The following is a 26,081-nucleotide window of genomic DNA, read 5'->3' on the forward strand; positions in this document are numbered from 1 at the left end:
TCGCCCTGGGTCAAGTCCGGGAAACTTGCGCCGCCGCGTGACTATCTCGTACAACAGATGCCCAAGCGTATCTTTGCGCCTGGCAAGGTTCCGGCCTATTCGAGCTACGGCACGGCACTGGCAGCCCACATCGTCGAACGGGTGTCGGGCAAACCTTTCGAGACCTATATCGAACGCCATATTTTTTCGCCCCTTGGCATGCACCATTCGAGCTTCGCGCAGCCCTTGCCGCCGCGCCTGGCGCCGATGCTGTCGAAAGGGTATGTCAGGTGGACCGCCCCCCCCCAAGTCCGTTCGATACGGCGCAAGTGGCGCCAGCGGCCGGCATGTCGAGTTCTGCGATGGATATGGCGCGCTTCATGCTGGCCCACCTTGGCGGCGAGGCCGCGCCCGGCCCATCGCTGCTCCTGCCAGCGACGCTGGCGCAGATGCATTCCGTCCAGTTTCGCCACCATCGGGCGGGGCCGGGAATCGCATTGGGCGTCTACGAAATGGACCAAGTTGTGCCAAGACTGATTGGACATATGGGTGACATCCCATGTTTTCACTCGGCCATGTATTTGTTCCCCAAACAGCGTGTTGGCATGTTTATCGTGCAAAACACCGAAGCGGGAGGGAGCATGCGCAACACCTTGTTGAAAATTTTTGCCGGACGCTACCTTGCTCGGCCACCACAAGCGACCGCAATGCCGCGCGACGCCACGGCGGCCGAGTCCGAGGAGATTCCGGGAAGCTACCGCACCACCTGGCGGTTCGATTCGAGCCCCCTGTCCTTGAAATACCTGCTCGACCAAAGCGTTGTGCGCATGGTGAGGCCCGGAACGCTCGTGATCGGCACACACGTCGGACCGCATGGCAAGCCTGTCGAGTGGCATAGAGTCGATTCAGGCATATGGCAAAGTGCGACCGATCCGCTTCGCCGGCACTACTTCAGCAAGAATGCACAAGGCGGCTGGGAGATGAGCAGCAACCGGGACCCATTGCAGATCATGCAAAAGAGTCCCTGGCATCGGCATAAGCTGCTCATTCTTGCCGTCTTGCCGTTGTCGATTGCGGTGGTATGGCTAAGCGTGCTGGGATGGCCATTGTGCGCCGTGCTGCGCAGGCACTCCGCGCAGCCCATCCTGTCGCCGCGAATGCTTAAGGCACGCAACAGCATGCGCTTGGCCGCGCTGCTGACTCTGGCGCCCTGGATGCTGTACGCAGGCATTGCGCTTGTCGTCATGAATGATCTGCTATTCGTCGCCTCGCCCACCTGCGCCAGATTACTGCGCCTAGTTCAGGTTTTGGCATGGCTTGCGGCGGCCGGCACGATCGGCGCGATCTGGGCCGCATCGGTAACTTGGCGTGCCCGGGGGGCGTCGTCGGTCAGCCGGATGCACCATGTGTCGCTATCCCTGGCCTGTGTGGGAGCCACGGCGATGGCTTGGCAAGGGGGGCTACTCATTTGGAATGGCAAGTTTTAACGATTATCCCGCGTGGCGTCGACGCCGCTATTTTTTGGCGAAAGCCGGCCGCGTTTGGCGCCGCCGCGGCGCGGTCTCATCGCATTTCTCCCCGCGCCTGCCGGGCCGCCCGCATGATGGGCACATCTTAAACACGCCGGAGCCCATCATGCTGCTGCAGATCATCAGCCATACCCCCGTCTACGTCTGGGCCATCCTGGCGTTCCTGATCCACCGCGGCGCGATCTCCAGCCGCGACCGTGAAATCGAGGTCGCCCGCCTGGTCATCATTCCCGCCGCCATGCTGGGCTTGTCGTTGCAAGGCATTTACACCACCTTCGGCCCGAGCGGCGTGGCGGTCCAAGCGTGGGCCGCCGGCGCCGCGCTCGCGACCTTCATCGCCTTTAAGTCGGACGCGTGCGCGCGCGACATCGCCCACCCGGCCCGCGGCACCATCGCCGTGCGCGGCAGTTGGCTGCCGCTGACACTGATGCTGGCGATATTTCTCACCAAGTATGCGGTCGCGGTGGCCGTCAGCGTGACATCGACCTTGCAGCGCGACCCGCTGTTTGCCATCGGCATCTGCGCCCTGTACGGCGCCTTCAACGGCCTGTTCGCGGGCACGCTGCTGCGCAGTCTGGTTCTCTACCGGCGTGCCGGCGCGGCGCGCCCGGCGGCCGCACAGCCCGTGTAAGGCTATTCATTTTTGAATGGCCAGGCATTGGCCCATGCAAAAATGCATGGCACCTAGGCGGGCAGCAGGAGCAGCGCGACGGCGTCGGGTGTCAGCGCCGGCGCCGCCACCTCGATCAGCTTGCGTTTGTTGGTATGGCCGTGCGTGATGGTGATTGCGCTGCGCGGCAGCGTCAGGGCATCGGCCAGGAAACGCACCAGCGCCTCATTGGCCTTGCCCTCGATCGGCTGCGCCTGCAGCTTGAGCTTGAGCACATCGTCGTGCACGCCGACCACCTCGGTCCTCTTGGCGTTCGGCGTGATCTGCACCGCCAGCCGCACCCCATGCGGCATGGCGCTGCACCAGTTGCGCGTCACGGCATGCCGAGCAGGCCGCCGAAGACAGCGTCGAGCAATGCGATGAGCACCCACAGCAGCAACACCAGGATCATCACGGTAAGGTCGAGCCCGCCGAGCGGCGGCACCACGCGGCGAAGCGGACGCAGCAGCGGCTCGTTGAGCGCGCGCACGAACGGCGCCAGCGGCGCCTGTGGATTGATCCAGCTGAAGATGACTTCGAGGAACAGCAACCCGAGCAGCCCGTAGACGATCCACTTGAGGAAGCGGTGGATGCCGAGGATCAGCACATCGCCGGCGCCAAAGCCGGCGAGCAGGTACGTCGTGGTGGCCAGCAGCACCACCAGCAAGGCGCCGACCAGGCTGGCCCAGTCGTAGCCGCCGACGCCGGGCAGGACGCGGCGCAGCGGCATCACCAGCCAGTTCGACACCGTGAGCATGAAATGGGAAACTTGTTGTGGCGGACGCACGCGCAGCGCTTGCGTCCAAAAACGCAGCAACAGGGCCGTGGCCAGGATGGTGGCGACGACACTGACGATCATATTGATGACATTGAACACGTGCTCTCCTTAAAAAAAAACCGCTGTGTGAAACATCACACAGCGGTATTTTGCCTGAACCAGGCGCAGGCTGCTTACGGACGGCTGCTGGTCGGGAAAGGCCATGCGCTTGGTGCCAGCACGGTTTTCGCGGCCGGTGCGGCAGGTGCTGCCGGTGCCGGTGCAGGTGCCGCCGCAGCAGGAGCCGGGGCTGCCGCTGCTGGCTTGGCTGCGACCGTTTTAGGCGCTGCCGCCTTTTTCGGCGCCGCGGCCTTCTTTTCAGCTGGCTTGGCTGCAACAGCTGGTGCCGCTGCCGGCTTGGCCACCGCCGCCACTACTGGCTTGGCGACAGCCTTAAGCGGCTTTTTTGCTGCTGGCTTCGCCGCCACCTTTGCGGCTGGCTTCGCAGCAGCTTTCGCTGCTGGCTTGGCTGCTGCTTTAACTACTGCTGGTTTGGCTGCGGCTTTTTTGGCTGCTGGCTTGGCTGCCTTGGCGGCTGGCTTGGCTGCTGGCTTGGCTGCTGGCTTGGCGGCTGCTTTGGCGGCTGGCTTGGCGGCTGGCTTGGCTGCTGCTTTGGCTGGCTTGGCTGCTTTGGCTGGCTTGGCTGCTTTGGCTGGCTTGGCTGCTTTGGCCGGCTTGGCTGCTTTGGCTGGCTTGGCTGCTTTGGCCGGCTTGGCTGGCTTGGCTGCTTTGGCTGGCTTGGCCGCTGCTTTTGCTGCTGGCTTGGCTGCGGCTTTTTTCGCTGCTGGCTTGGCTGCTGCTTTCGGCTTGGCTGCCGCCTTCGCTTTTACCGCTGGCTTGGCTGCTGCTTTCGCCGCCGGCTTGGCCGCGGCTTTTTTCGCTACTGGCTTGGCTTCCGCTTTTTTGGCGACTGGCGTGACTGCGGCTTTTTTCACTGCTGGCTTGGCGGCCGGCTTGGCTGCTGCTGCCTTCTTCACAGCTGGCTTTGCTGCCGGCTTGGCTGCGGCCTTTTTGACTGCTGGCTTCGCTGCCGGCTTCGCTGCTGCTTTCGCGGCGACCGGCTTGGCTGCCGCCTTCGGTTTAGCCGCAGCTTTGACTGCTGGCTTTGCGGCAACCGCTTTCGCGGCTGGCTTCTTTACTGCTGGTTTCTTAGCGGCTGTTGCCATTTTGGTTCTCCTTCATCTGCGATGGGAAAAAAATCACGCTACTAGATTTAAAACCCGTCCGACCCGTAGTTGATGGTCAGGCGAATTATTCATCGGCACAAACAGACTCGTTGTTTATGCTAATGAATTCGGCACCAGCTGAACTGCTGCAGCTCCTCACGATTGCAGCACTTCAGCCGTCGTCGGCTCTTTGGGCGGAAAATTTCTCAACTTCAGAGACGACTAGTCGGTGTTCCGGCACGCTGTTCCCAACCCAGACCCACTTAAAGCGCGAAACGAAAAAGCCGCCATGCCTGAACAGGATCAGGCAGTGCGGCTCGTTTTTTTCGGTGTGTTTAAGTGCATATCTGTTTGAAGCAGCGTCCCATTTTGATCGGTTTGTCTCACTCAATTCGCGCTGCGAATTATCGCATTCACTAATTGGCAAATTCAATCACGTAAAGTACACGAAAACCTTGTCGTTGCGCAACTGGCACGATAGGATTTCGCAGGCTTTTTTCAAATGGTCCGCGCGACACGCACTGCGCGCGCGCAAAAAGCGCGCGCCGCTTCATCATTCCCAGTTCAATGCGCCACCGGTTTGGTACTCGGTCACGCGCGTCTCGAAGAAGTTGCGCTCCTTCTTCATGTCGATCATTTCGCTCATCCACGGGAACGGATTTTCCTCATGCGGGAACAGCTGCTCGAGTCCGATTTGCTGCGCGCGCCGGTTCGCGATGAAGCGCAGGTAACCCTTGAACATGGTCGCGTTCAAACCGAGCACGCCGCGCGGCATCGTGTCCTCCGCGTACGCGTATTCGAGGTCGACCGCCTGCAGGAAAAGCGCCTTGATCTCCTCGCGGAAAGCGGGCGTCCACAGCAGCGGATTTTCCATCTTGATCGTGTTGATCAGATCGATCCCGAAATTGCAATGCATTGATTCGTCACGCAAAATGTACTGATACTGTTCCGCCGCGCCCATCATTTTGTTCTGCCGTCCGAGCGCCAGAATCTGCGTGAATCCGACGTAAAAGAACAGTCCCTCCATCAGGCAGGCGAACACGATGAGCGACTTGAGCAGCTTCTGATCGTTCTCGACGGTGCCGGTGGTGAAGGCCGGATCGGTCAGTGTGTTGATGAACGGAATCAGGAATTCGTCCTTGTCGCGGATCGATTTGACCTCGTTGTAGGCGTTGAAAATCTCCGCCTCGTCGAGCCCGAGCGACTCCACGATGTACTGGTAGGCGTGGGTGTGGATCGCCTCCTCGAACGCCTGGCGCAGCAGGTATTGGCGGCATTCCGGCGCCGTGATGTGGCGGTAGGTGCCGAGCACGATGTTGTTCGCGGCGAGCGAATCGGCGGTCACGAAGAAGCCCAAATTTCTTTTCACGAGACGACGCTCGTCGTCGGTCAAACCGTTGGGATTTTTCCACAATTCGATGTCGCGCTGCATGTTGACCTCTTGCGGCATCCAATGGTTCGCGCAGCCGGCCAGATATTTATCCCACGCCCATTTGTATTTGAACGGGACCAATTGGTTCACATCGGTCTTGCCGTTGATGATGCGCTTGTCGTCGGCGTTGACGCGCTTGGCGACCGCCTCGGCGGCCGCCTCCGGCTCGTGCGCGCCGCTCGGCGGCATCGCGTGCGCGACTGGCGCGCTCGTTGCTTCTTCATCCCATGACAGCATATTTATTTTTCCTCTACTGGTGTTTTTACTTGATGCCGCCGGCGGCGCCGGCGGCATCACATGGCTTGATCACTGGCAGGCTTCGCACTCTTCGAAACCGTCGTCGCCGGGACGCAGGTAGCACGCCGCGCCGTCCTCGACCCGCGACGCCGCCGCCGCGCTGGCCACATCGGCCTGCGCGCTCTTGGCGCTGGCCGACATGCCGCCGTCGACCGCGACCGCGTTCAGCGCGCCGGTCTTGGAGGTCGACTTCTCCATGTGGGTCGCGGCGATGGTGCGCAGGTAGTAGGTGGTTTTCAGGCCGCGCAGCCAGGCCAGCTTGTAGGTCTCGTCCAATTTCTTGCCCGACGCGCCGGCCATGTAGATGTTGAGCGACTGCGCCTGGTCGATCCACTTCTGGCGGCGCGACGCCGCCTCCACCAGCCAGCTCGGCGAGACTTCGAACGCGGTCGCGTAGATGTCGCGCAGGTCTTGCGGGATGCGGTCGATCTTGACGAGCGAACCGTCGAAGTACTTCAGGTCGGAGATCATGACCTCGTCCCACAGGTCGCGCGCCTTGAGGTCGCGCACCAGGTAGGCGTTGATCTCGGTGAACTCGCCCGACAGGTTCGACTTGACGTACAGGTTCTGGAAGGTCGGCTCGATGCAGGCCGACACGCCGATGATGTTCGAGATCGTCGCGGTCGGGGCGATCGCCACGCAGTTCGAGTTGCGCATGCCGAAGCGCTTGATGCGCTCGCGCACCACGGTCCAGTCCATCGCCTCGGAGCTGTCGACCTCGAGGTAGCCGCCGCGCTCCTCGGCCAGCAGCTTGACCGAATCGTGCGGCAGGATGCCGCGGTCCCACAGCGAGCCGGCGTACGACTCGTAGCGGCCGCGCTCCTCGGCCAGCTCGGTCGAGGCCAGGTAGGCGTAGTAGCAAACCGATTCCATCGAGCGGTCGGCGAATTCGACCGCCGCGTTCGAGGCGTACGGAACCCGCATCATGTGCAGGCAATCCTGGAAACCCATGATGCCCATGCCGACCGGACGGTGGCGCATGTTGGCGTTGCGCGCCTTGTCGACCGCGTAGTAGTTGATGTCGATCACGTTGTCGAGCATGCGCATCGCGGTGCGCACGGTCTTTTCCAGCTTGACCTGGTCGAGCTTGCCCTCTTTCATGTGGGCCGGCAGGTTGACCGAGCCGAGGTTGCAGACGGCGATCTCGTCCGGACCGGTGTTGAGGGTGATCTCGGTGCACAGGTTCGAGCTGTGGACCACGCCGACGTGCTGCTGCGGGCTGCGGATGTTGCACGGGTCCTTGAAGGTGATCCAAGGGTGGCCGGTCTCGAACAGCATCGAGAGCATCTTGCGCCACAGGTCGAGCGCCGCGATCTTCTTGAACACGCGGATTTCGCCGGCGGCGGCCTTGCCCTCGTAGCCGGTGTAGGCCGCCTCGAAGGCCTTGCCGACCTTGTCGTGCAGGTCGGGCGTCTCGGACGGCGAGAACAGGGTCCAGTCGCCCTTTTCCATCACGCGCTTCATGAACAGGTCGGGGATCCAGTTGGCCGTGTTCATGTCGTGGGTGCGGCGGCGGTCGTCGCCAGTGTTCTTGCGCAGGTCGAGGAATTCCTCGATGTCCATGTGCCAGGTCTCGAGGTAGGCGCACACGGCGCCCTTGCGCTTGCCGCCCTGGTTGACCGCGACGGCGGTGTCGTTGACCACCTTCAGGAACGGCACCACGCCTTGCGACTTGCCGTTGGTGCCCTTGATGTGGGCGCCGAGCGCGCGCACCGGGGTCCAGTCGTTGCCCAGGCCGCCGGCGAACTTGGCCAGCAGCGCGTTCTCCTTGATGGCGTCGAAGATGCCCTCGAGGTCGTCCGAGACGGTCGTCAGGTAGCACGACGAGAGCTGCGAGCGCAGGGTGCCGGCGTTGAACAGGGTCGGGGTCGAGCTCATGAAGTCGAACGAGGACAGCAGGTTGTAGAACTCGATCGCGCGCGCCTCGCGGTTCTCCTCGCGCAGCGACAGGCCCATCGCGACGCGCATGAAGAACGCCTGCGGCATCTCGATGCGGATCTCGCGCACATGCAGGAAGTAGCGGTCGTACAGGGTCTGCAGGCCGATGTAGCCGAACTGCAGGTCGCGGTCGGCGACCAGCGCCTTGGCCAGCTTGGCCAGGTCGAAACTGGCCAGCACCGGGTCGAGCAGTTCGTTGGCGATGCCCTTGGCGATGTACTGCGGGAAGTACTCGAGGTAGGCGGCGGCCGCCTTCGCTTGCGGCACCTCGCGCCCGAACACCTCCTTGCGCACCGTGTGCAGCAGGATGCGGGCGGTGACCTGGCTGTAGGCCGGGTCCTTTTCCATCAGGGCGCGGGCGGCCAGGATGGCCGACTTGTGCAGCTCCTCGACCGGCACGCCGTCGTACAGGTTCTTGACCGTCTCGGCCAGGATGGCGTCGGCGTCGACGTGCTTCTCGAGGCCGACGCAGGCCGCGCCGATCAGGTCGCGCACCTCGTTCATGTCGAGCGCGCGGCGGGCGCCGTTCTCGGTCACGTGGATCTGGGGCGCGTCGACTTTGGCCGAACCGCCCTGCGCCTCCTTCTGCAGGCGGCGCTCCTCCATGTGCTTGGCGCGGTACAGCACGTAGGCGCGCGCGACATCGTGCTCGCCCGAGCGCATCAGCGCCAGCTCGACCTGGTCTTGCACGTCCTCTATATGGAAGGTGCCGCCGCCGGGCATGCGGCGCAGCAGCGCCTCGACCACGTTGGCGGTCAGTTGCTCGACCAGTTCGCGCACGCGCGCCGAACCGGCGCCCTGGCCGCCGCCGACGGCGAGGAAGGCCTTGGTGACCGCGATGGCGATCTTGGAGGGCTCAAACGCCACGACCGCGCCGTTGCGGCGGATGATGCGATAGTCGCCGCGCGCGGCGAGCGCCGCCGCATTGTTTTCCACTGTCGAAGCCGTCGAAGCTGGGTTGACGTGCTGCGGATTGATGGAAATGTCTTGTGAAGTTTGCATTGAGCCTCCAGGGTCGGCGGGCCAGGTTGGGCCGCCGGTTGTTTTATCAGGTGGAGCCGCCGGGTGGGCGGATCCGTCAACAATTTAAAGCCAAAAAATACTCCAGCGCGTCGCCGGGCTGGCATCGACAACTGGAAATCGCGATTTAGCGCTCGTGTTGCCGCTTGTTTGATGCCATTGGACCCCCCATTGCAAGACGCCAGGCCGGCGTGGAACGAATGTGGGGGAAGCCTCGAGTACCACTACATCTAGTGCATGGCTTTAAGTTGGCACTAATTGTAGGGCCTGACGTGTCACCGTGCAATAGGTTTTAGGCAATGGTGCCGGGATATATTTCATCTAAATTACTTGTGCCGGTCTTGACTTTTGGCACGTCCTACGACGAGGGCACCGCGAGGTTAGCGAGCGCTAACTTCCGCGCGCGGCCGCGGCCGCATGGACGCGTCGTAAAAGCGGATTGTCCCGACGCGTCTGGCGGCAGCGGTCAGCCTTCGGCAGTGTCTGACGCGGGAGCGAACATCCACATCGCGCCGCCGAGCACGGCCAGGCCGATCCGGATCGCCCAGCCCGCCGCCACGCCCCAGGTGTCGATCCAAGCCAGGAGCATGAATTGCATGTTGAAGAAGCTCAGGATGATCGAGCCCACTCCGAAGAAAAACATATAACCGCCGATTGATTTCAAAGCCATCCCCTATGGGTTTAATCGTTTCACGCCCCCCCATAGCTTGAACGCTCACATTGATTGAAAGTTAAGTCTCGGGGGGATCGATCCGGAGTATGGCGTGTAAATATAGTCTTATCAATAGGAATTATTTATTTTAATGCAATGCGCAACGATCTATTAAATACCGATTCATCCGATCTTGCATTCGCCGCCCGGCGGCGCTGCTCAACCGTTGCCGCCGCCTATCGCGGACGCGTCACCAGCGCTTCCTTGCCGAAGGTGACTTCCGTTTGCCAAGCGTCGGGATCACCCTCGGCGCCGGCAACAAATTCGTAGCGGCCGGCATGCTCGGTGATCCGCCAGCGCACCGGCGCGCCGGCGACAGGCACAAAATCTACCTCGAAGTCGCCGAAACGCTGCCATTTTCCGGCGCCGGCCAGCGCGCCGCAGGCATTGCCGGCGCAGGCATACCGGCCGTTCTTGCGCAACGCGAGCTCCGATACGCCGTCGTTCCAGCTGCCGAGCAAGGCTTGCTCCCCCGGCAGCGCGGGATTCCATTCCAGCTCATCGGCCCCTGCATTCGCCAGAACCACCAGCGCGATGAAGACAATTGGCACGGACGATAGCAGCGCTTTCACTTTGCCGACAGGTCTGGCCTTGAGCGCGCGGTACAAGGCCACGCACGATACGGCGAAAGCGAGGAAAAACACGATCGCGAGGATCAGGTAGCCAAACGGCGCGCCGGTCCGAACCACTAAAAAATCCATCAATGCATTGCTCCCAACTGTCGACGAGGATCAGGCACCATTGCCAACCAGCCAGCACGCGCCAAGCCCGATGATGGCGAGCGACCACAGGACCAGCGACGCGCCGGCCGGCATGAGGCGCGCGGCCCTCACCTCGAAATCACCGGGCCCGATCGCATTCGCCCTGGCGAGCGCGTCGCGCAGCGCCTGTGAACCGGACCATGCCGCATGCGCCCACAGCGCGTAACTGCCCGCCGGCAGCGACGGCGACAGGCAAATCCGGGAGCGCCCTGGGAAGCTCAGCGAAGATGCCGCCATATCGGGCGCACCAGCGCCGCGAGGATAACCGGGCCGAGAAGTCCAAAAAGAATGGATTTGTAATCGATGTCCAGATAGATGTTCACGCAAAGCGCGGCCAGCGCCATCGCGAGGAATCCGTAGACGCCCCAGCGGTACCACTTCCAGATGGCGATGCTGCATGCGACGTTGACCAGCGCGGCCACGCAGAGGAACACCACGATACCCACCGGGGGAAGCGCGCTTCCGAACATGGAGCCGCGGACGATCGACACGATGTAGGCGATCGCCACACCGCTGTTCATCAGCAAGGCAAGCAGCAGGAACGCCGTCAGGCAGCCGCCACGCGAATCGGGCCTTTCGCCGGACGTGGCGCCGTCTAGCTTGGTCGCGGGCGGGGCGTACGGGTTGTTGTCCATTTGGAGCCTTGGTTAGAGCCTTGGTTAGAGCCTTGGTTAGAGCCTTGGTTAGAGCCTTGGTTAGAGCCTTGGTTAGAGCCTTGGTTAGAGCCTTGGTTAGAGCCTTGGTTAGAGCCTTGGTTAGAGCCTTGGTTAGAGCCTTGGTTAGAGCCTTGGTTAGAGCCTTGGTTAGAGCCTTGGTTAGAGCCTTGGTTAGAGCCTTGGTTAGAGCCTTGGTTAGAGCCTTGGTTAGAGCCTTGGTTAGAGCCTTGGTTAGAGCCTTGGTTAGAGCCTTGGTTAGAGCCTTGGTTAGAGCCTTGGTTAGAGCCTTGGTTAGAGCCTTGGTTAGAGCCTTGGTTAGAGCCTTGGTTAGAGCCTTGGTTAGAGCCTTGGTTAGAGCCTTGGTTAGAGCCTTGGTTAGAGCCTTGGTTAGAGCCTTGGTTAGAGCCTTGGTTAGAGCCTTGGTTAGAGCCTTGGTTAGAGCCTTGGTTAGAGCCTTGGTTAGAGCCTTGGTTAGAGCCTCGTTCAAGCCGCGCCAATCGATGCGGCGTTTCTGATTGCGGGTCTGGCGCCTTGCCGGCCCCGAGGCGCGGCGCGCGCCCTGCGGTCATGGCTCGGGCGCGTGGATGTCGAGTTTTTGCATCTGGTAGCGCAACTGGCGGAAGCTGATCCCGAGCAGTTGCGCCGCCTGGGTGCGGTTGAACTGGGTCTGGGCCAGCGCGCGGATGATGATGTCGCGCTCGACCTGGTTCAGGTAGTCGGGCAGGCTGTTGGGCAAAGCGGCCAGCGCCGGCGCCGCGGGCTCGGCCGGCGCGCTCTGCGCCTGCGAGTGGGCGGGCGCGTGGGCGGGCGCGCCGGCCACCGGCATCGCGCGCGCGCCCTTGAGCGAGAGGTCGCCGACCTCGATCATGCCGCCGTCGGCGAACGCGAGCGCGCGCTCGAGCACGTTTTCGAGTTCGCGCACATTGCCGGGGAACCCGTAGCCGCGCATGGTCTCGAGCACCTGCGCGCCAAGTCCGGCGCGCTGGCCGCCGCCGGCCAGGCGCTCCAGGATCGCCGTGGTCAGCAGCTCGAGGTCGTCGAGCCGCTCGCGCAGCGCCGGCACCCCCAGTTCGATCACGTTGAGCCGGTAGAACAGGTCCTGGCGGAAGCGCCCGGTTTCGACGCAATGCGCCAGATTCTGGTGGGTCGCGCTGATGATGCGCACGTCGACCGGCTCCTCCGCCGTGGCGCCGATCTTGCGCACGCGCCGCTCCTGGATCGCGCGCAGCAGCTTGACCTGCATCGCCAGCGGCAGGTCGGCCACCTCGTCGAGCATCAATGTGCCGCCGTTGGCGGCCTGGAAAAACCCGTCGCGCTCGTCGGCCGCGCCCGTGAACGCGCCCTTGCGGTAGCCGAAGAACTCGGCCTCCATCAGCGCCTCGGGGATGGCGCCGCAGTTGACGGCGATGAAGGGCTTGGCCGCGCGCGAGCTTTGCGCGTGGATCTCGCGCGCGGCCAGCTCCTTGCCGCTGCCCGATTCGCCCGTGATGGCGATCGGCGCCATCGAACGCGCCAGCCGCGCGATCTGGGCGCGCAGGGACTGCATCGCGTCCGAGCGGCCGATCAGGCGCGACGGCGCCGCGCCCGGCTCGCACGCGCTGTCGGGCGCAGGCGCCGACAGCCGCAGCGCCGAGCGCACCAGTATGCGCAGCTCGTCGAGCACCACCGGTTTTGAGACATAGTCGAAGGCGCCGGCCTTGAGCGCGACGACCGCGTTGTCGGCGCTGCCGTAGGCCGTGACGACGGCGATCGGCGTGCATCTGAAGGCGGCCGTGACCTCGCGCACCAGTTCGAGCCCGAGCCCGTCGGGCAGGCGCATGTCGGTCAGCACCAGCGCGTATTCGGTCCCGGCCAAAAAGGCGCGCGCCTGCTTGAGGGTGGCCGCGCTGTCGACGTCGAGCCCCATCTTGAGCAGCGTGATCTCGAGCAGTTCGCGCAGATCGGCCTCGTCGTCGACGACCAGAATGCGGGGTGAAGTCATGGCGCAGCCTTTCCTGTTACTGAACCCGCGCGCGCGACCAGCGGCCGCGCAAACGCGATCACGAACCTGCCGGCCGCCTTGCCCTGGCCCCTGGCGTTGGTGTCGATGCGGTACTCGTAGTCGAGCGCCGCCTCGTTGTTGAGGCATAGCTCGCGCGCCAGGTACAGCCCGAGGCCGGTGCCCTTGCTCGAGGTCGTGTAAAACGGCTCGAACAAATGCGCCCGCACGTCCGGCGTGATGCCGGGGCCGTCGTCCTGCACGTGCAGCTCCATGCGCCCGGCCGAGTCGGTCGACACGAACAGGCGGATCGAGCCGGGCATGCCGCTCGCGTAACGCACCGAGTTGTTGAGCAGGTTGAGGACCACTTCGCGCAGGTGCAGCGCGTCGAACCGGACCGGGCCCGTCCCTGTGTTGCCAAGCGACACTATATCAGAGGAGAGGGAGTGGGTTTCATCGAATTCGGCCTTGAGATCGGCGAGGAACACGGCCAGCCGCAGCGGCTCGCCGTGCGGCTGGACCTTGCGCGACAGGCGCAGGATGTCCTCGACCATGCGGTCGACCCGCGCCACGTTGTCGCCGATGATCTTGAGCAGGCGCTCCTCGGTCTTGTCGCCGGCATCCTCGAGCAGCAGCGCGGTGGCGTGCCCGATCGCCGACAGCGGGTTGCGCACCTCGTGCGCGATGCTGGCCGTGAGGCGCCCCATCGAGGCCAGCTTGAGCTGCTGGGCCTGGTTTTCGATGGCCGTCACGTCCTGCAGGAAGATCACGCAGCGCTCGGCGGCGGCGTCGGGCGTGTCGACCCGCGCGAAGCGCAGCTTGAGGTGGGCGGCCAGGTCGCGCCGCCCGCTCCAGTGCACCGCCAGCCCGGCGCGCGAGGTTTCCAGGTAGGGCTTGACGGTGACGTAGGCGGCGCCCTGGGCCCCGCGCGAGTTGTGCGCCGGCTGCTTGAGCCATGCGCTGAAGGCGTGCGCGAGCGGCGCGAGCGCCGGCACGTCGGACAGGCCGAAGCCGGCGTCGCCGATGGCCAGCCCCAGCATCTGGCGCGCGGCCGGGTTGCCGGTGAAGATGCGCCCGTCGCGCCCGACCACGAGGATGCCGTCGCCGACGTCGGCGATCACGATCTGGTTGATCGCCTGCTGGATCTCGAGGTCGACGCCGCGCTTTACGGCCAGCTCCTCCTGGCGGATCAGCTTCGCCGCGAGCCGGCTGACCAGCAGCACGGCGGCGAAGAAGGCCGCGCCGTAGATGCCGGCCTGCACCACGCGGGTGTCGCCATCGTCGGTGAACAGCTGGAAGGCGCTCTCGCCGATCAGGAACAGCGCCACCACCGAGGCGGCGAACAGCGACAGCACCAGCGGCGCGAGGATGGCCGCCCCGGCCAGCGGGAACAGGTACAGGATCGCCAGCCCGCTGCGCGCGCCGCCGGCGGCCAGGTACAGCAGCGAGATGACGGCGATGTCGAGCATGACCTGGCTCACCAGCTGCAGCAGGAAGCGCTTGCGCCAGTACAGCGGCAGCAGCGCGAAGACGACCGCCATGGCCAGGTAGGCCAGGCAGGTCTCGGCGTGGACGAACTGGCCGGCGGCGCGCAGGCCGACGCTGTCGAAGCTGAGGTACACCAGCAGCACCAGCGCGATCACGACGCGGGTGGCGTTGAGCGTTTGCAGCGAGCGCCAGAAGGTCTCGCGCGAATCGGACGATAGCGACTGCCAGCTTGCCATCTGGCTTACTTGGGCGGGGGAAGGCGCACGTGGGCGGGGCTGCAGTAGGCCAGGCCGTCGGCCTTGACCGCTTCGGAGGCGGGGAAATACACGCCGCAGTGGGCGCAGCAGGCCATCGATTCGGCCTCGACCAGCGGCGCGCCGGCGCCGGCGCGGGCGCCTGCGGGCGGCTGGCCGTCGCGCGCGACGGCGCGCAGTTTTTTGCGCACGGCCAGCACCACGAGGATGATCAGGGCGATCCAGAACAGCAGTTTGGTGCTCATGCGAGCCCCCTTTTGAGTATCACTTCAAGCACGAAATGGCTGCCGACATAGGCCAGCATCAGGGTGGCGAAACCGGCCAGCGTGAAGCGCAGCGCGATCTTGCCGCGCCAGCCGCGCCAGCGGCGCCCGGCCAACAGGGCCGCGAACAAACACCAAGACAGCAGCGTGAAGATGCTCTTGTGGTCCCATTTGAGCACGGCGCCAAACAACTGCTCCGAGAACACGATGCCCGACAACACGGTCAGGCTGAGCAAAACGAAGCCGATGCCAATCACGCGGAACAGCAGTTTTTCCATCGTCATCAGGGCCGGCAGCTGGTCGAGCGCGCCCGACAGCCAGCCCGCGCCGCGGCTGCGCGTGTGCAGGCGCGACTCCTGCAGCGCCATGAGCACCGCGTGGAAGGCGGCGATGGTCAGGATGGCGTAGGCCAAGATGGCGACGGCGATGTGCAAGCCGAACGCGGGCGCCCTGCCCTCGAGCTGGAACAGGCTGCCCGGGAACAGCGCCGGCAGGATGCTGGCCGCGGCCGCGCACGGCATCACGAGCCGGCGCAGGCCGTCGAGCGCGAAGTTGCGGTTTTCGAGCCAGTAGGCGGCCACCGTGATCCACAGCGCGGCCGAGCCCATGATCGCGAAGCCGACCCGCAGGCCGCCCGGTGCGAGCATGAGCTGCCACAGCGAGACGCCGTGCAACAGCCACGCCGCCGCGGTCAGGTTGGAGATCAGCGCGCCCTTGCGCGCCGGCAGTGCCGCGCAGGCCGCGTACATGAGCGAGGTCGCGATGAGGATGGTGGTGAGCAGATGGATGGGCATGGGCCCAAGTTTACACCATCGGCGCGCAAGCGGGAGGGAGCCGGCCCCACATGGGGTAAAATGGGCCCAAGACCGGCTTCGCGCCGGTATTTTTCGCTGTGCGGCGGCCCGTTTTGCGGGGCCGCGGCCTCCATCTATATTAGTCAGGTGATCATGCTAGATAACTTAACCCAACGTCTCGCCAAGGTCGTCAAGACCATGCGCGGCGAGGCGCGTCTGACCGAGGCGAACACCACCGAGATGCTGCGCGAGGTGCGCCTGGCCCTGCTCGAGGCCGACGTCGCGCTGCCGGCGGTGCGCGAATTCATCGGCCGCGTCAAAGAGAAGGCGCTCGGCGAAGAGGTCATCGGTTCACTGAGCCCGGGCCAGGCCCTGGTCGGCGTGGTCCAGCGCGAGCTGGCCACCCTGATGGGCGCCGACCTCGGCCCCGAGGCGTCGCAACTGAGCTTTGCCCAGCAGCCGCCGGCGATCATCCTGATGGCCGGTTTGCAGGGCGTGGGCAAGACCACCACCGTCGGCAAGCTGGCCAAATACCTCCAGGAGGAGAAAAAGAAGAAGGTGCTGACGGTGTCGGCCGACGTCTACCGTCCGGCCGCGATCGCCCAGCTCGAGAGCGTGACCAAACAGGTCGGCGCCGACTTCTTCCCGTCGCAAAGCAGCGACAAGCCGGTCGACATCGCGCTCGCCGCGCTCGACTGGGCCAAGAAGCACTACCACGACGTGCTCATCATCGACACCGCGGGCCGGCTCGGCATCGACGAGGCCATGATGCTCGAGATCGCCGCCGTGCACGCGGCCGTCAAGCCGATCGAGACCCTGTTCGTGGTCGACGCCATGCTCGGCCAGGACGCCATCAACACGGCCAAGGCGTTCAACGACGCGCTGCCGCTGACGGGCATCGTGCTCACCAAGCTCGATGGCGACGCCCGCGGCGGCGCCGCGCTGTCGGTGCGCCACATCACGGGCAAGCCGATCAAGTTCGCCGGCGTGTCCGAAAAACTCGACGGCCTCGAGGCGTTCGACCCGGCCCGCATGGCCAACCGCATCCTCGGCATGGGCGACATCTTGGCGCTGGTCGAGGAGGCGCGCAAGGGCGTCGACAGCAAGGCCGCGACCGACCTGGCCAACAAGCTCAAGGTCGGCGGGCGCTTCGACATGAACGACTTCAAGTCGCAGCTCGGGCAAATGAAAAAAATGGGCGGCATGGCCAGCCTGATCGACAAGCTGCCGGCGCAGTTCCAGCAGGCCGCCGGCGGCGCCAACATGGACCAGGCCGACAAGCAGGTGCGGCGCATGGTCGGCATCATCGACTCGATGACGCCGGGCGAGCGCGCCAAGCCGGAGCTGATCAAGGCGACGCGCAAGCGCCGCATCGCCGCCGGCGCCGGGGTCCAGGTGCAGGAGGTGAACCGCATGCTGGCGCAATACGACCAGATGCAGACCATGATGAAAAAGCTCAAGGGCGGCGGCATGATGAAAATGATGCGCGGCATGAAGGGCATGATGCCCGGCATGCGTTAAGAAGCCGTTCCTTAGCCTCGGCGGCGCGGCGAATGCCCGCCGGTCCCGCGAAAGCCCGCCGGTCCCGCGAAAGCGGGCGACGGGCTTTTTTCATTCGGCGCGCCGATCCAAATGGCGCAATATGAAGCGCAAAAAAACCTAAACCAACATGGTTCCCGCGGCGTCACCTCCCCCCTGTGGACCACCCCGCGCACCCCGCTTTTCAGCAAGTTAGGGCGAATCCGCGCTTTGCCGGGCTACATGGGGCGGTTTCGCCCTTAAATAGGCCACAAAGTATCGAAAAACACTTGCATCAACAGTAAAACCCCACCACTATAAGCCGTGCGATCAATTGCGCAATTTCCCATGTGTTCGTTAAGGAGGCCCGAAGATGGCAACAGCCAAAAAAACCCCAGCAGCAGCGCCAGCAAAAAAGGCTGCGGCCAAGCCAGCAGCAGCGGCAAAACCAGCAGCAGCAAAAAAAGCAGCAGCACCTAAAGCAGCAGCGGCGGCTAAACCAGCGGCCGCTCCACGCAAGCCGAACGCCGCCTTCATGAAGGCGATGACCCCGTCCGCCGTCCTGGCTGCCGTCGTTGGCGCGACACCGCTGCCACGCACGGAAGTCACCAAGAAGGTCTGGGACTACATCAAGAAGCTCGATCTGCAAGATCCAGCAAACCGTCGCATGATCAATGCGGACGACAAGCTCAAAGCTGTCTTCGGCGGCAAAGAACAAGTTTCGATGTTCGAAATGACCAAGCTCATTTCCGACCACCTGAAATAAGACAGCACCGCTGTCGGCACCGAATAGCAAAAAGCCCCGGTCTCGCGACCGGGGCTTTTTGCATTTCAAGCACCGCCGGCGCGCGGCCCGCTACAAGCCGGCCGCCGCCTTCATCAGGTGGAACAGCTTGGTGTTTTCCATCGTCCCCTTGAAGCCGGCCGAGCCGGCGCCGCTGGCGAACACCTTGACGTCGCCGCCGCCGTGGGTCTCGGAACCGAGGTTGATCCCGGTCTCCTGGTGGTAGTCCGGCGCCAGCGCCTCGGCGCTCGTCACGCCTAGGCGCAGCGGCGGGCGCTTCGGCCCGTTCGCGAACACCAGCGTCGTGTAGGCCTTGCCGTCGGCGTCGGTGGCGGGCGCGCCGCTCGAATACGTGCGCACCACGTCGAGCACCGGATTGCCGCGCTTCGGATAACCGTTGAACGCCATCGTGTGGTCGTGGTCGGCCGTGACCACGATCAGCGTGTTCTTCAGGCCCGGATCGCGCAACCGCATCTGGTCGATCGCCGTCTGCACCGCGTCGTCGAACGCGATCGTGTCGCCAAGCGCGTTGACGGCGTTGGTGTCGTGCAGCGCATGGTCGATCCTGCCGCCTTCAACCATCAGGAAAAAGCCCTTGGGATTGGGCGCGAGCAGCGCGATCGCCTTGGCCGTCATTTCGGACAGGCTGGGCTGGCCCGCGCGGCGCGCCTGCTCGTAGTCGAGATGGCCGACATCGCTGTAGATGCCGATGAATTTGCGCCCTGGCGGCGCGCCCAGCATCTGCCGGCGGTCGGCCGCGACCGTGTAGCCGCGCACCGCCATTTCGGCCAGCAGGTCGCGCCCGTCCGCCCGCCCCTTCGGGTTGCGCGCCTTGTCGAACGGGGTGAAGAAATTGCGCCCGCCTCCCATGAGCACGTCGACGCCGTCGCTGAGCGCCAGGTTGTAGCCGGCGCCGCCGGGCACGATCTGGGCCGCGATGCTGTACAGCGCCGCCCGGTGGCAGCTGTGGGCAAAGGTCGCCGCCGGCGTGGCGTGCGCCATCTCGGTGGTGGTGACGGCGCCGACCGACCTGCCGGATGCCTTGGCCAGCTCCAGGAACGTGGGCGCGATGCTCCCATTGCCGGGCAGGCAGCGGTCGATGGTGGCGTTGCCGTTCGCGTCCTTGGCGGGCGCGACCGGCTTGGCGTCGCGCATCGAGACGACTTCGCTGTTGTTTTTTATGCCCGTCATGTAGGCCGCCATCGACGCCGCGCTGTCGGTGATCATGGCGTCGTTGGAATAGGTCTTGACGCGCGCCACCCGCTCCATGCGTTCGAAATTGAGCAGGCCCTCCTCCTTGTACTTGTGGATGCGCGCGGCCGTGATGGTGGTCGGCCCCATGCCGTCGCCAAGGAAAAAGATGATGTTCCTGGCGGCCGGCGCGGCGGCCTGGCAGGCGCCGGCCGCGCACAAGGCGCCCAACAGGAGGGCGGAAACGCGGATGCGTGTGGTCATTGTCATGGCGTGTGCGGTTGTGGTGTCATGCTGGTGTTCCAAGAAAATTGCGGAGAGGCGCGCGCTCACCAGCCGGCCGCCGCTTTGATCAGGCCGAACACCTCGGTGTTGTCGATGGTGCCGCGGAAGCGCTCGGCGCCGGCGCCCAGCGCGCCAAGATAGACGTCGGTGCCGCCGTGGGTCGACTCGCCGGCCGGCATGCGGATGGTCGACTCCTGTTGATAGTCGGGCGCGCCGACGATCGCGTCCGTCAACGCCGGCGCCGCGGCGCGGCTGCCGGCGACGCGCTTTTCGCCGTTGCCGAAGCTGAGGGTCGAATACGGCGCGCCGTCGCGGTCGAGCCGCAAGCTGCCGTCGGCGACCTTGCGCGACAGGCCGAGCACGCCGGGCTTTTCCGGCGTGGTCTTGCCCGCGCGCGGGGCATAGCCGTTGATCTGCAAGGTGTGCTCGTGGTCGGCGGTGGCGACGATCAACGTGTTTTTCAGGCCCGGGTCGAGCACCCGCATCTGCGCGATCGCCTGTTTGAGCGCGTTGTCGAAGGCGACCGTCTCCTCAAACGCGCGGCGCGCCTTGCTGTTGTGCTGCGCGCCGTCGATCAGCGCGCCCTCGACCATCAAAAAGAAGCCGTTCGGATTGCGCGACAATATCTCGATCGCCTTGCGCGTCATCTCGCCAAGGCCCGGCTCGAGCGCCGGATCGCGCAGCGCGTCGTAGCGCATGTTGGCCTTGGCGAACAGGCCGATGGCCGGCCGGCCCGCCGCCGGCGCCAGCGCGTTCAGTTCGGCCGTGTTGGAGGCGAGTCGGTAGCCGCGCGCCGCCATCTCTGCCAGCAGGTCGCGCCCGTCGCTGCGCTTGCCGCCCTGCGCCGCGGGCACGAAGGCCTCGGTGCCGCCGCCGAAAATCACATCGAGCCCCGCCCCCAGCGCCGGGTTGTAGCCGGCGCCGCCCGGCACCAGCGCGGCGGCGATATCGGTTTCGAGATAGCGGCTGCAGACGTGCGCGTAGGTGGCCGCCGGGGTGGCGTCGGTGATGCGCGCGGTGCTGACGATGCCGGCGCCCATGCCGCGCGCCTTGGCCAGTTCGGCCAGCGTGACGGCGGGCCGCCCGTTGTTGCAGCGGCTGACGAACAGGTTGCCGCCGGCATCGGCCGCGGGGACGATCGAGCGCGTCTCGGCGCTCATCGAAAGCACTTCGAAGTTGGCTTTGACGCCCGTCATGTAGGCCGACATCGCCGCCGCGCTGTCGGTGACCTGGGCGTCGCCGGCGAAAGTTTTGACGAATGCCGATTCGGGCAGCGTGTCGAGCGTGAGCTCGCCGTCTTCGCCGACGGCGTAGACGCGCGCGGCCGTCATGGCGTTGATGCCGAGGCCGTCGGCGAGGAAGAACAGGATGTTTTTGGCGGGACGCGCGCTCTGCCCGGACACGCTGGCGGACGGCGCGCCGGCGCAACCGGCGAGCAGGGCCGCCAGGCAGGCGGAGGCGAGTAAAGACAGGCGCATGGCGGCTTTCGTGCTGATCAAAACACGGAGTTTACACTGCAACAAGCAAGCTGTGCGCCTGATCGCGCCATGCGCGCCACCGGGGCGCACATTGAATGTGCGCGACGCAATTTGGGTGTCGAATAAGACTCCCCCAGCGGCTCACGCGCCTATCATGATGCAGTTACGGATGCACATTTACATCACCACGGATTCAGGGAGCGCAAGTGACAACCACCGTCACTATCGACGACGAACTGTACAACAAAGCGCTCGAGGTCGCAGATCCCTCCATGGACAAGGCCGACCTCTTTCGCTAGGCCATCAAAACCTTCGTGCGCGTACAGGCCGCCAAGCGCCTGGCCGCCTTGGGTGGCGCCATGCCAGAGATGCCCGACGTCCCCCGCGGCCGGCCCGAGCCCGTCCAATGAGTGGCATACTCGTTGATACTTCCGTCTGGGTTGACCACTTTCGGAACCGCAATGAGGCGCTTGAAAACCTGCTCAACCATGACTTGGCACGCATTTTGTATTGCCTGTAAGCGAGCCAATTGAATGACTGGGAGCCTCCCTAGCGCACGCGCCGCGTGGTTTCGCGCACCACCAGTTCGAGCGGGGGGATGGCGCTGTCGGCGGTTTCGCCGTTGATCAGGCGCAGCAGCGCATGGGTGGCGATGCGCCCCATGTCGTAGAGCGGCTGGCGGATCGTGGTCAGCGGCGGCGTCGTGTACGACGAGCCGGGCAGATCATCGAAGCCGATCAGGGAGATGTCGTCCGGCACCCGGATGCCCTTGCGGTACAGGCACAGGCGCACGCCGTAGGCGCTCAAGTCGTTGGCCGCGAAGATGGCCGTGAACTGCTGCTGCGACTCGAACAAATGGCTGATCGCGAGCAGGCCGCCCGCCTCGTGGAAGTCGCCCTCGACGATCAGCTTGGGGTCGAGCGCGATGTCGGCCTCGTGCAACGCCCGCTTGTAGCCGGCCAGCCGCTCGTCGGCGTCGTTGTTGTGCCGCGGCCCCGTGACAAAGGCGATGCGGCGGTGACCCAGTTCGATCAGGTGGCGCATCGCGAGCATGGCGCCGTGTTCGTTGTCGAGCTTGAAGCCGAGCGCGTTCCGGGTGTGCAGGTCGCGGCCGGTCGAGACGATCGGGCGCTGCGTGGAAAATCGCAGCACCGCGGCGTCCGACAGGCGGCCCGACAGCAAGATGATGCCGTCGACCTTGCGCGCGAGCAGCAGCCGGATGCGGTCGGTCTCCTCCTCCTCGTTCCAGTGGCCGCTCACGATCACCGAGGCGAAGCCGGTGCCGGCGAGGCCGTCGTCGACGCCGCGCAGCGTTTCGTCGAAGAACGGGCTCGAGATGTCCTGCACCACGATGCCGATCGTCATCGAACGGCCTTTCTTGAGGCCCTGGGCCATCGGATTGGGCGCGAAATTGGTGCTCGCGATGGCCGCCAGCACGGCCAGGCGCTTGTCGTCCGACACCTTGGCGGTCCCGTTCAGAATGCGCGACACCGTGCTCGGCGACACGCCCGCGAGGCGGGCGACTTCGATCAGGGTGGACGGCGGGGCCGAATTGTCTGCGTCGTTCAAGGTGCTTCCTGTGTTCTCGTGAAAAGCTTTTCATTGAAATCTTACCATAGGCGGCCGCACGCGCCCACATCTGCCCCACCGCCCGCCCCGGGTTTGGGGGGAACCGCGCGTTTGTGGCAAATATGTGAAAACGATTTCAGAGATTTTGAATTATTTTCCGGCCTTTCCAGCGCCGGCCGCGGGCCTGCCGGAGCGCGCGAAAAACACCCGTTTTCATAGGAGCCGCTGCACCGCGACACAGCGTTGGCGGATGGGCTTGGCCGCGGCCGCCCGCGCCGGCAAGCGCCGGCTAGGCCCGCCAACATGGTTGACGCCGCCTAAAATGCGGTGTTTAATGGCCTCCATGTCATGAAAACGTTTTCAAAATAGAAGACGCCCCAAAACGGAGACCACACCATGAAGTCAAGCACCCACCGGCAAGCGGCCGCCATCGCCGCGCTCGTCCTTTGCGCCCAAGCCGGCGCCGCCCCGACCACGCTCACCGTGGCCTCGTTCCCCGACCTCGACCGCGCAGTCAAGGAATCGCTGCCTCAGTGGAACAAGCTGCACCCGGACATACAGATCAAGATGGTCAGCCTGCAGATCGAGGACCACCACAATTCGATGACCACCGCGCTGGCCGCCGGTTCGCGCCTGCCCGACGTGATGGCGATCGACTTCGGCTACATCGGCATCTTCGCCGAGTCACGCGGACTCGAGGACCTGCTCAAGGCGCCCTACGCGGCCGGCAAATACCGCCAGCAGTTTCCGGTCTACTCGTTCGCGCAGGCCACCAACTCGCGCGCCGGCCTGGCAGCCATGCCGGCCGATATCGGCCCGGGCACCCTGTTCTACCGCAAGGACATGATGGACAAGGCCGGCATCAGGGAGGCCGATCTGACCGCGTCGTGGGAGGGCTACATCGCCGCCGGCAAAAAGCTCAAGGCCGCCACCGGAGTCCACATGCTGGCGCGCGCGGCCGACCTCAAGGACATCGTGATCCGCGCCAACCTCAGGGATGGCGAGGGCATCTACTTCGGCGACAAGGGCAAGGTGCTGGTCGACGGTCCGCGCTTTGTGAAGGCGTTCACGCTGGCCAAGGCCGCGCGCGTGGCCGGCATCGACGCGCGCACCGCCGCCTGGACCGGCGAGTGGGCCGAGGGCTTCAAGCGCGACAAGGTCGCCACGCAAATGAGCGGCAGTTGGTTCAGCGGCCACCTGGCCAAATGGCTGGCGCCAAACTCCCGGTCGCACTGGCGTACGGCGGCGCTGCCGGGCGGCGCCATGGCCTCGTATGGCGGCTCGTTCTACGCCATCCCGAGCAAGGCGGCCAACAAGGCACAGGCCTGGCTGTTCATCCAGTTTTTGACCACCAACAAGGACGTGCAGCTGGCCAGCCTGCGCAACATCAGCGCCTTTCCCGCGCTGCTCGGCGCCCATGCCGACCCGATGATGGACCAGCCGCAGCCCTATTTCGGCGGCCAGAAAACCTGGCAGCTGGCGCGCGCGACGGCGGCCCGGGTTCCCGTGATCCGGGTCGACAAATACGACCCGGTGGCCAACGACATCGTCAACACCGAGCTCGAAAACGTCCTCGAACAAAACAAGGACATCGGCCAGGCGCTGCGCGACGCCAAATCGCTGATCGAACGCCGTGTGCGCCGCTGACATGCGAACGAGCGGCCAAACCATGTCCACCACGGCGCCAGCGACGCACGGCGCGGCCGGCCCAGCGGCCCACGCCGGCGGGCGGCGTTTGAATGCGCGCAGATGGGCGCCGTATATCTTCATCAGCCCGTTTTTCATCCTGTTCGCCGTGTTCAGCCTGTTTCCGCTGCTGTTTTCGATCTACCTGTCGTTCAACCAGTGGGACGCGGCCAGCGGCATCGGCGCGATGCAGTGGGTGGGACTGGACAACTACAAATTCGCGCTGACCGACCCATGGTTCACCAAGTCGCTCGGCAACACGGTGTGGCTGGCGCTGGCCTCGGGCGTGCCGCAGCACCTGATCGCCATTCCGCTGGCGGCCTACATCCACCACGCGTTCAAGCGCTCGCGCAATCTCGTGATCGGCGCCTACTTCCTGCCCTTCATCACCTCGAGCGTGGCCATCGCGATGGTGTTCAACACCCTGTTTTCGCGCGAATACGGCCAGATCAATGTGTTCATCGAATGGCTCTCGCACGCGCCGCTGGTCGGCGGTTTGTTCCCGGCCGAGCCGATCGACTGGCTCAACAACTCGCGGTTCATCAAGCCGGCGGTCGCCTTCGTCGTGTTCTGGCGCTACCTTGGCTGGAACGTGGTGTTGTACATGTCGGCCCTGCAGACCATTCCGCGCGATTTGTACGAGGCCGCCACCATCGACGGCGCCAGCAAGCTTCAGCTGTTCTGGCACATCACGCTGCCCCAGCTGCGCCCGATGATCTACATGGCCGTGACCTTGACCCTGATGGGCAACCTGCAGCTGTTCGAGGAACCCTTCATTCTGGTGGGCGAGTCCGGCGGACTCGGACAGTCGGCCCTGACCACCGCCATGTTCGTCTACAAGACCGCGTTCTCGGGCGGCGACTTCGGGACCGCCTCCGCCATCTCGTGGCTGCTGTTTTTGATCATCGCCAGCAGCACCTGGATCAACAACCGCATCTTCAACCGCGAAAGGGGCGCCCGATGAAGCACGCACCGCATGTCAATGCCAACGCCGGCGCCAACGCCGGCGCCAGGGCCGCCGGCGCGCTGATGGTCGGCGCCGGCGCCCTGATCATGTTCGCGCCGTTTTACTTCATGTTCGTGTTCGCCACCCATACCAGCGCCGATATCTTCAGTTTCCCGCCGCCGTCGTGGTTCGGCGGGGCGGCCCTGGACAACCTGGCGCTGCTCGAGGAGCGCCTGCCGTTCTGGCGCAATATCGGCATGAGCCTGTACGTGGCGCTGATGCAGACCGGCCTGACGCTGTTTTTCTGCTCGCTCGGCGGCTATGCCTTCGCCACCTTCGAGTTCCGCTTCAAGCGGCCGCTGTTCGCGCTGGTGATGGCCTCGATGATCATCCCGTCCTTCATGGGCATGATCCCGACCTTCATGCTGATGGACCTGCTCGGGTGGATCGACCAGCCGCGCGCCCTGTATGTGCCGGGCGCGGCCGGCGCGCTGGGCATCTTCATGATGCGCCAGTACATCGGCAGCGCGATCCCGAAGGACCTGATCGAGGCCGCGCGCATCGACGGCTGCGGCGAATTCGGCATCTACTGGCGCGTGGTGCTGCCCCTGATCGGGCCGGCGCTGGGCACCCTCGGCTTGATCACCTTCATCAACTCGTGGAACAACTTCATCACGCCGCTGGTGGTGATGCGCTCGGTCGAGAACTACACCATTCCGCTGGCCCTGCGCAGCATCCAGGCGCCCAACAACACCGAATGGGGCGCGCTGATGGTCGGCGCCGCGATCGCCGTGCTGCCGCTGCTGGTCATGTTCTTCATCGCTTCAAAGAGACTGATCGAAGGTCTCACCCAAGGTGCTGTCAAAGGCTAGAGCTCAACCCAAACCATGC

General features: G+C 64.7%; 22 protein-coding genes and 2 pseudogenes. 8 read left to right on the forward strand and 16 right to left on the reverse strand.

From position 1 onward, the window contains the following. Window positions 1–57: 57 nt before the first annotated feature. Window positions 58–1,466, forward strand: a pseudogene (locus tag C7C56_RS17245) (serine hydrolase domain-containing protein). Further along, window positions 1,453–2,139, forward strand: a complete 687-nt coding sequence (locus tag C7C56_RS17250) for a DUF6622 family protein (RefSeq protein WP_307719058.1) — start codon at window positions 1,453–1,455, stop codon at window positions 2,137–2,139. Before C7C56_RS17245 ends, C7C56_RS17250 begins: the two are co-directional and overlap by 14 nt. A gap of 53 nt (window positions 2,140–2,192) precedes the next feature. On the opposite strand, the gene C7C56_RS17255 is transcribed toward C7C56_RS17250, so the two are convergent. The 13 genes from C7C56_RS17255 to C7C56_RS17315 form a co-directional block, all read right to left on the reverse strand. Then, entirely contained in the window at window positions 2,193–2,495 is a 303-nt protein-coding gene (locus C7C56_RS17255; protein ID WP_229458832.1) for a DUF167 domain-containing protein, read from the reverse strand. Then, complete coding sequence (locus C7C56_RS17260) at window positions 2,492–3,034, reverse strand: YggT family protein (protein WP_307719059.1); 543 nt, start codon at window positions 3,032–3,034, stop codon at window positions 2,492–2,494. The genes C7C56_RS17255 and C7C56_RS17260 overlap by 4 nt, the downstream gene beginning before the upstream one ends. 74 nt (window positions 3,035–3,108) lie before the next feature. Next, window positions 3,109–4,140, reverse strand: coding sequence for a hypothetical protein (locus C7C56_RS17265; RefSeq protein ID WP_106758608.1), 1,032 nt, complete (start codon window positions 4,138–4,140; stop codon window positions 3,109–3,111). Between the two features lie 553 nt (window positions 4,141–4,693). Beyond that, window positions 4,694–5,761 (reverse strand): ribonucleotide-diphosphate reductase subunit beta, encoded by a 1,068-nt coding sequence (locus tag C7C56_RS17270; protein WP_229458835.1) that lies wholly within the window; start codon window positions 5,759–5,761, stop codon window positions 4,694–4,696. Between the two features lie 117 nt (window positions 5,762–5,878). Then, window positions 5,879–8,809, reverse strand: coding sequence for a ribonucleoside-diphosphate reductase subunit alpha (locus tag C7C56_RS17275; RefSeq protein WP_106758610.1), 2,931 nt, complete (start codon window positions 8,807–8,809; stop codon window positions 5,879–5,881). A gap of 484 nt (window positions 8,810–9,293) precedes the next feature. Beyond that, a complete protein-coding gene (locus C7C56_RS17280; RefSeq protein ID WP_219933179.1) occupies window positions 9,294–9,470 on the reverse strand; it encodes a hypothetical protein in 177 nt (58 codons plus the stop codon). Between the two features lie 245 nt (window positions 9,471–9,715). Continuing rightward, the gene (locus tag C7C56_RS17285; protein ID WP_146204528.1) at window positions 9,716–10,240 is read right to left on the reverse strand and encodes a hypothetical protein; all 525 of its coding nucleotides are present in this window, start codon (window positions 10,238–10,240) and stop codon (window positions 9,716–9,718) included. Window positions 10,241–10,270: 30 nt separating this feature from the next. Further along, on the reverse strand, window positions 10,271–10,537 hold the full coding sequence (locus tag C7C56_RS17290) for a hypothetical protein (protein ID WP_106758613.1): 267 nt from the start codon (window positions 10,535–10,537) through the stop codon (window positions 10,271–10,273). Further along, entirely contained in the window at window positions 10,519–10,935 is a 417-nt protein-coding gene (locus tag C7C56_RS17295) for a hypothetical protein (protein ID WP_106758614.1), read from the reverse strand. The genes C7C56_RS17290 and C7C56_RS17295 overlap by 19 nt, the downstream gene beginning before the upstream one ends. A gap of 586 nt (window positions 10,936–11,521) precedes the next feature. Then, the gene (locus tag C7C56_RS17300; RefSeq protein ID WP_106758615.1) at window positions 11,522–12,937 is read right to left on the reverse strand and encodes a sigma-54-dependent transcriptional regulator; all 1,416 of its coding nucleotides are present in this window, start codon (window positions 12,935–12,937) and stop codon (window positions 11,522–11,524) included. Continuing rightward, window positions 12,934–14,658, reverse strand: coding sequence for a sensor histidine kinase (locus C7C56_RS17305; protein ID WP_106758616.1), 1,725 nt, complete (start codon window positions 14,656–14,658; stop codon window positions 12,934–12,936). The genes C7C56_RS17300 and C7C56_RS17305 overlap by 4 nt, the downstream gene beginning before the upstream one ends. A 5-nt stretch (window positions 14,659–14,663) precedes the next feature. Beyond that, complete coding sequence (locus C7C56_RS17310; protein WP_106758617.1) at window positions 14,664–14,921, reverse strand: PP0621 family protein; 258 nt, start codon at window positions 14,919–14,921, stop codon at window positions 14,664–14,666. Next, the gene (locus C7C56_RS17315) at window positions 14,918–15,733 is read right to left on the reverse strand and encodes a cytochrome C assembly family protein (protein ID WP_106758618.1); all 816 of its coding nucleotides are present in this window, start codon (window positions 15,731–15,733) and stop codon (window positions 14,918–14,920) included. Before C7C56_RS17315 ends, C7C56_RS17310 begins: the two co-directional genes overlap by 4 nt. 153 nt (window positions 15,734–15,886) lie before the next feature. Between C7C56_RS17315 and ffh the strand changes: the two genes are divergently transcribed. Together ffh and C7C56_RS17325 are read left to right on the forward strand one after the other, a co-directional pair. Further along, window positions 15,887–17,254 (forward strand): signal recognition particle protein, encoded by a 1,368-nt coding sequence (gene ffh, locus C7C56_RS17320; protein WP_106758636.1) that lies wholly within the window; start codon window positions 15,887–15,889, stop codon window positions 17,252–17,254. A gap of 370 nt (window positions 17,255–17,624) precedes the next feature. Further along, window positions 17,625–18,017, forward strand: coding sequence for an SWIB/MDM2 domain-containing protein (locus tag C7C56_RS17325; protein WP_106758619.1), 393 nt, complete (start codon window positions 17,625–17,627; stop codon window positions 18,015–18,017). 90 nt (window positions 18,018–18,107) lie between these two features. Here the strand turns inward: C7C56_RS17325 and C7C56_RS17330 are convergent, their stop codons facing one another. Both C7C56_RS17330 and C7C56_RS17335 read right to left on the reverse strand, forming a co-directional pair. After that, a complete protein-coding gene (locus tag C7C56_RS17330; RefSeq protein WP_181373221.1) occupies window positions 18,108–19,490 on the reverse strand; it encodes an alkaline phosphatase in 1,383 nt (460 codons plus the stop codon). 65 nt (window positions 19,491–19,555) lie between these two features. Further along, entirely contained in the window at window positions 19,556–20,989 is a 1,434-nt protein-coding gene (locus tag C7C56_RS17335; protein WP_106758621.1) for an alkaline phosphatase, read from the reverse strand. A 206-nt stretch (window positions 20,990–21,195) separates the two neighbouring features. On the opposite strand from C7C56_RS17335, the pseudogene C7C56_RS17340 reads away from it, so the two are divergent. Then, window positions 21,196–21,399 (forward strand): annotated as a pseudogene (locus tag C7C56_RS17340) (type II toxin-antitoxin system VapB family antitoxin). A gap of 139 nt (window positions 21,400–21,538) precedes the next feature. On the opposite strand, the gene C7C56_RS17350 reads toward C7C56_RS17340, so the two are convergent. Next, window positions 21,539–22,558 carry a LacI family DNA-binding transcriptional regulator gene (locus C7C56_RS17350; protein ID WP_229458833.1) on the reverse strand — a complete coding sequence of 340 codons (1,020 nt, stop codon included), beginning with the start codon at window positions 22,556–22,558 and terminating at the stop codon, window positions 21,539–21,541. A 396-nt stretch (window positions 22,559–22,954) separates the two neighbouring features. Here C7C56_RS17350 and C7C56_RS17355 point away from each other — a divergent pair, with 396 nt between their 5' ends. Genes C7C56_RS17355 through C7C56_RS17365 form a run of 3 tightly spaced genes read left to right on the forward strand, consistent with a single transcriptional unit; the run spans window position 22,955 to window position 26,062 of the window. After that, window positions 22,955–24,205, forward strand: coding sequence for an ABC transporter substrate-binding protein (locus C7C56_RS17355; protein ID WP_106758622.1), 1,251 nt, complete (start codon window positions 22,955–22,957; stop codon window positions 24,203–24,205). 22 nt (window positions 24,206–24,227) lie between these two features. After that, window positions 24,228–25,208: a carbohydrate ABC transporter permease gene (locus C7C56_RS17360; protein ID WP_106758638.1), complete on the forward strand. Its 981-nt coding sequence runs from the start codon at window positions 24,228–24,230 to the stop codon at window positions 25,206–25,208. Further along, entirely contained in the window at window positions 25,205–26,062 is an 858-nt protein-coding gene (locus C7C56_RS17365) for a carbohydrate ABC transporter permease (RefSeq protein WP_229458834.1), read from the forward strand. The genes C7C56_RS17360 and C7C56_RS17365 overlap by 4 nt, the downstream gene beginning before the upstream one ends. The last annotated feature ends 19 nt before the right edge of the window (window positions 26,063–26,081 follow it).

Source organism: Massilia glaciei (assembly GCF_003011895.2).
Taxonomy (GTDB): Bacteria; Pseudomonadota; Gammaproteobacteria; order Burkholderiales; family Burkholderiaceae_D; genus Telluria_A; species Telluria_A glaciei.

What these genes read in the sequence shown, in the direction of transcription:
- ffh (WP_106758636.1), top strand. Translation starts at nt 15,887, where the DNA reads ATGCTAGATAACTTAACCCAACGTCTCGCCAAGGTCGTCAAGACCATG.
- C7C56_RS17315 (WP_106758618.1), bottom strand. Translation starts at nt 15,733, where the DNA reads ATGCCCATCCATCTGCTCACCACCATCCTCATCGCGACCTCGCTCATG.
- C7C56_RS17290 (WP_106758613.1), bottom strand. Translation starts at nt 10,537, where the DNA reads ATGGCGGCATCTTCGCTGAGCTTCCCAGGGCGCTCCCGGATTTGCCTG.
- C7C56_RS17300 (WP_106758615.1), bottom strand. Translation starts at nt 12,937, where the DNA reads ATGACTTCACCCCGCATTCTGGTCGTCGACGACGAGGCCGATCTGCGC.
- C7C56_RS17330 (WP_181373221.1), bottom strand. Translation starts at nt 19,490, where the DNA reads ATGACCACACGCATCCGCGTTTCCGCCCTCCTGTTGGGCGCCTTGTGC.
- C7C56_RS17360 (WP_106758638.1), top strand. Translation starts at nt 24,228, where the DNA reads ATGTCCACCACGGCGCCAGCGACGCACGGCGCGGCCGGCCCAGCGGCC.
- C7C56_RS17250 (WP_307719058.1), top strand. Translation starts at nt 1,453, where the DNA reads ATGGCAAGTTTTAACGATTATCCCGCGTGGCGTCGACGCCGCTATTTT.
- C7C56_RS17305 (WP_106758616.1), bottom strand. Translation starts at nt 14,658, where the DNA reads ATGGCAAGCTGGCAGTCGCTATCGTCCGATTCGCGCGAGACCTTCTGG.
- C7C56_RS17335 (WP_106758621.1), bottom strand. Translation starts at nt 20,989, where the DNA reads ATGCGCCTGTCTTTACTCGCCTCCGCCTGCCTGGCGGCCCTGCTCGCC.
- C7C56_RS17355 (WP_106758622.1), top strand. Translation starts at nt 22,955, where the DNA reads ATGAAGTCAAGCACCCACCGGCAAGCGGCCGCCATCGCCGCGCTCGTC.
- C7C56_RS17285 (WP_146204528.1), bottom strand. Translation starts at nt 10,240, where the DNA reads ATGGATTTTTTAGTGGTTCGGACCGGCGCGCCGTTTGGCTACCTGATC.
- C7C56_RS17265 (WP_106758608.1), bottom strand. Translation starts at nt 4,140, where the DNA reads ATGGCAACAGCCGCTAAGAAACCAGCAGTAAAGAAGCCAGCCGCGAAA.
- C7C56_RS17325 (WP_106758619.1), top strand. Translation starts at nt 17,625, where the DNA reads ATGGCAACAGCCAAAAAAACCCCAGCAGCAGCGCCAGCAAAAAAGGCT.
- C7C56_RS17310 (WP_106758617.1), bottom strand. Translation starts at nt 14,921, where the DNA reads ATGAGCACCAAACTGCTGTTCTGGATCGCCCTGATCATCCTCGTGGTG.
- C7C56_RS17280 (WP_219933179.1), bottom strand. Translation starts at nt 9,470, where the DNA reads ATGTTTTTCTTCGGAGTGGGCTCGATCATCCTGAGCTTCTTCAACATG.
- C7C56_RS17365 (WP_229458834.1), top strand. Translation starts at nt 25,205, where the DNA reads ATGAAGCACGCACCGCATGTCAATGCCAACGCCGGCGCCAACGCCGGC.
- C7C56_RS17270 (WP_229458835.1), bottom strand. Translation starts at nt 5,761, where the DNA reads ATGCCGCCGAGCGGCGCGCACGAGCCGGAGGCGGCCGCCGAGGCGGTC.
- C7C56_RS17295 (WP_106758614.1), bottom strand. Translation starts at nt 10,935, where the DNA reads ATGGACAACAACCCGTACGCCCCGCCCGCGACCAAGCTAGACGGCGCC.
- C7C56_RS17275 (WP_106758610.1), bottom strand. Translation starts at nt 8,809, where the DNA reads ATGCAAACTTCACAAGACATTTCCATCAATCCGCAGCACGTCAACCCA.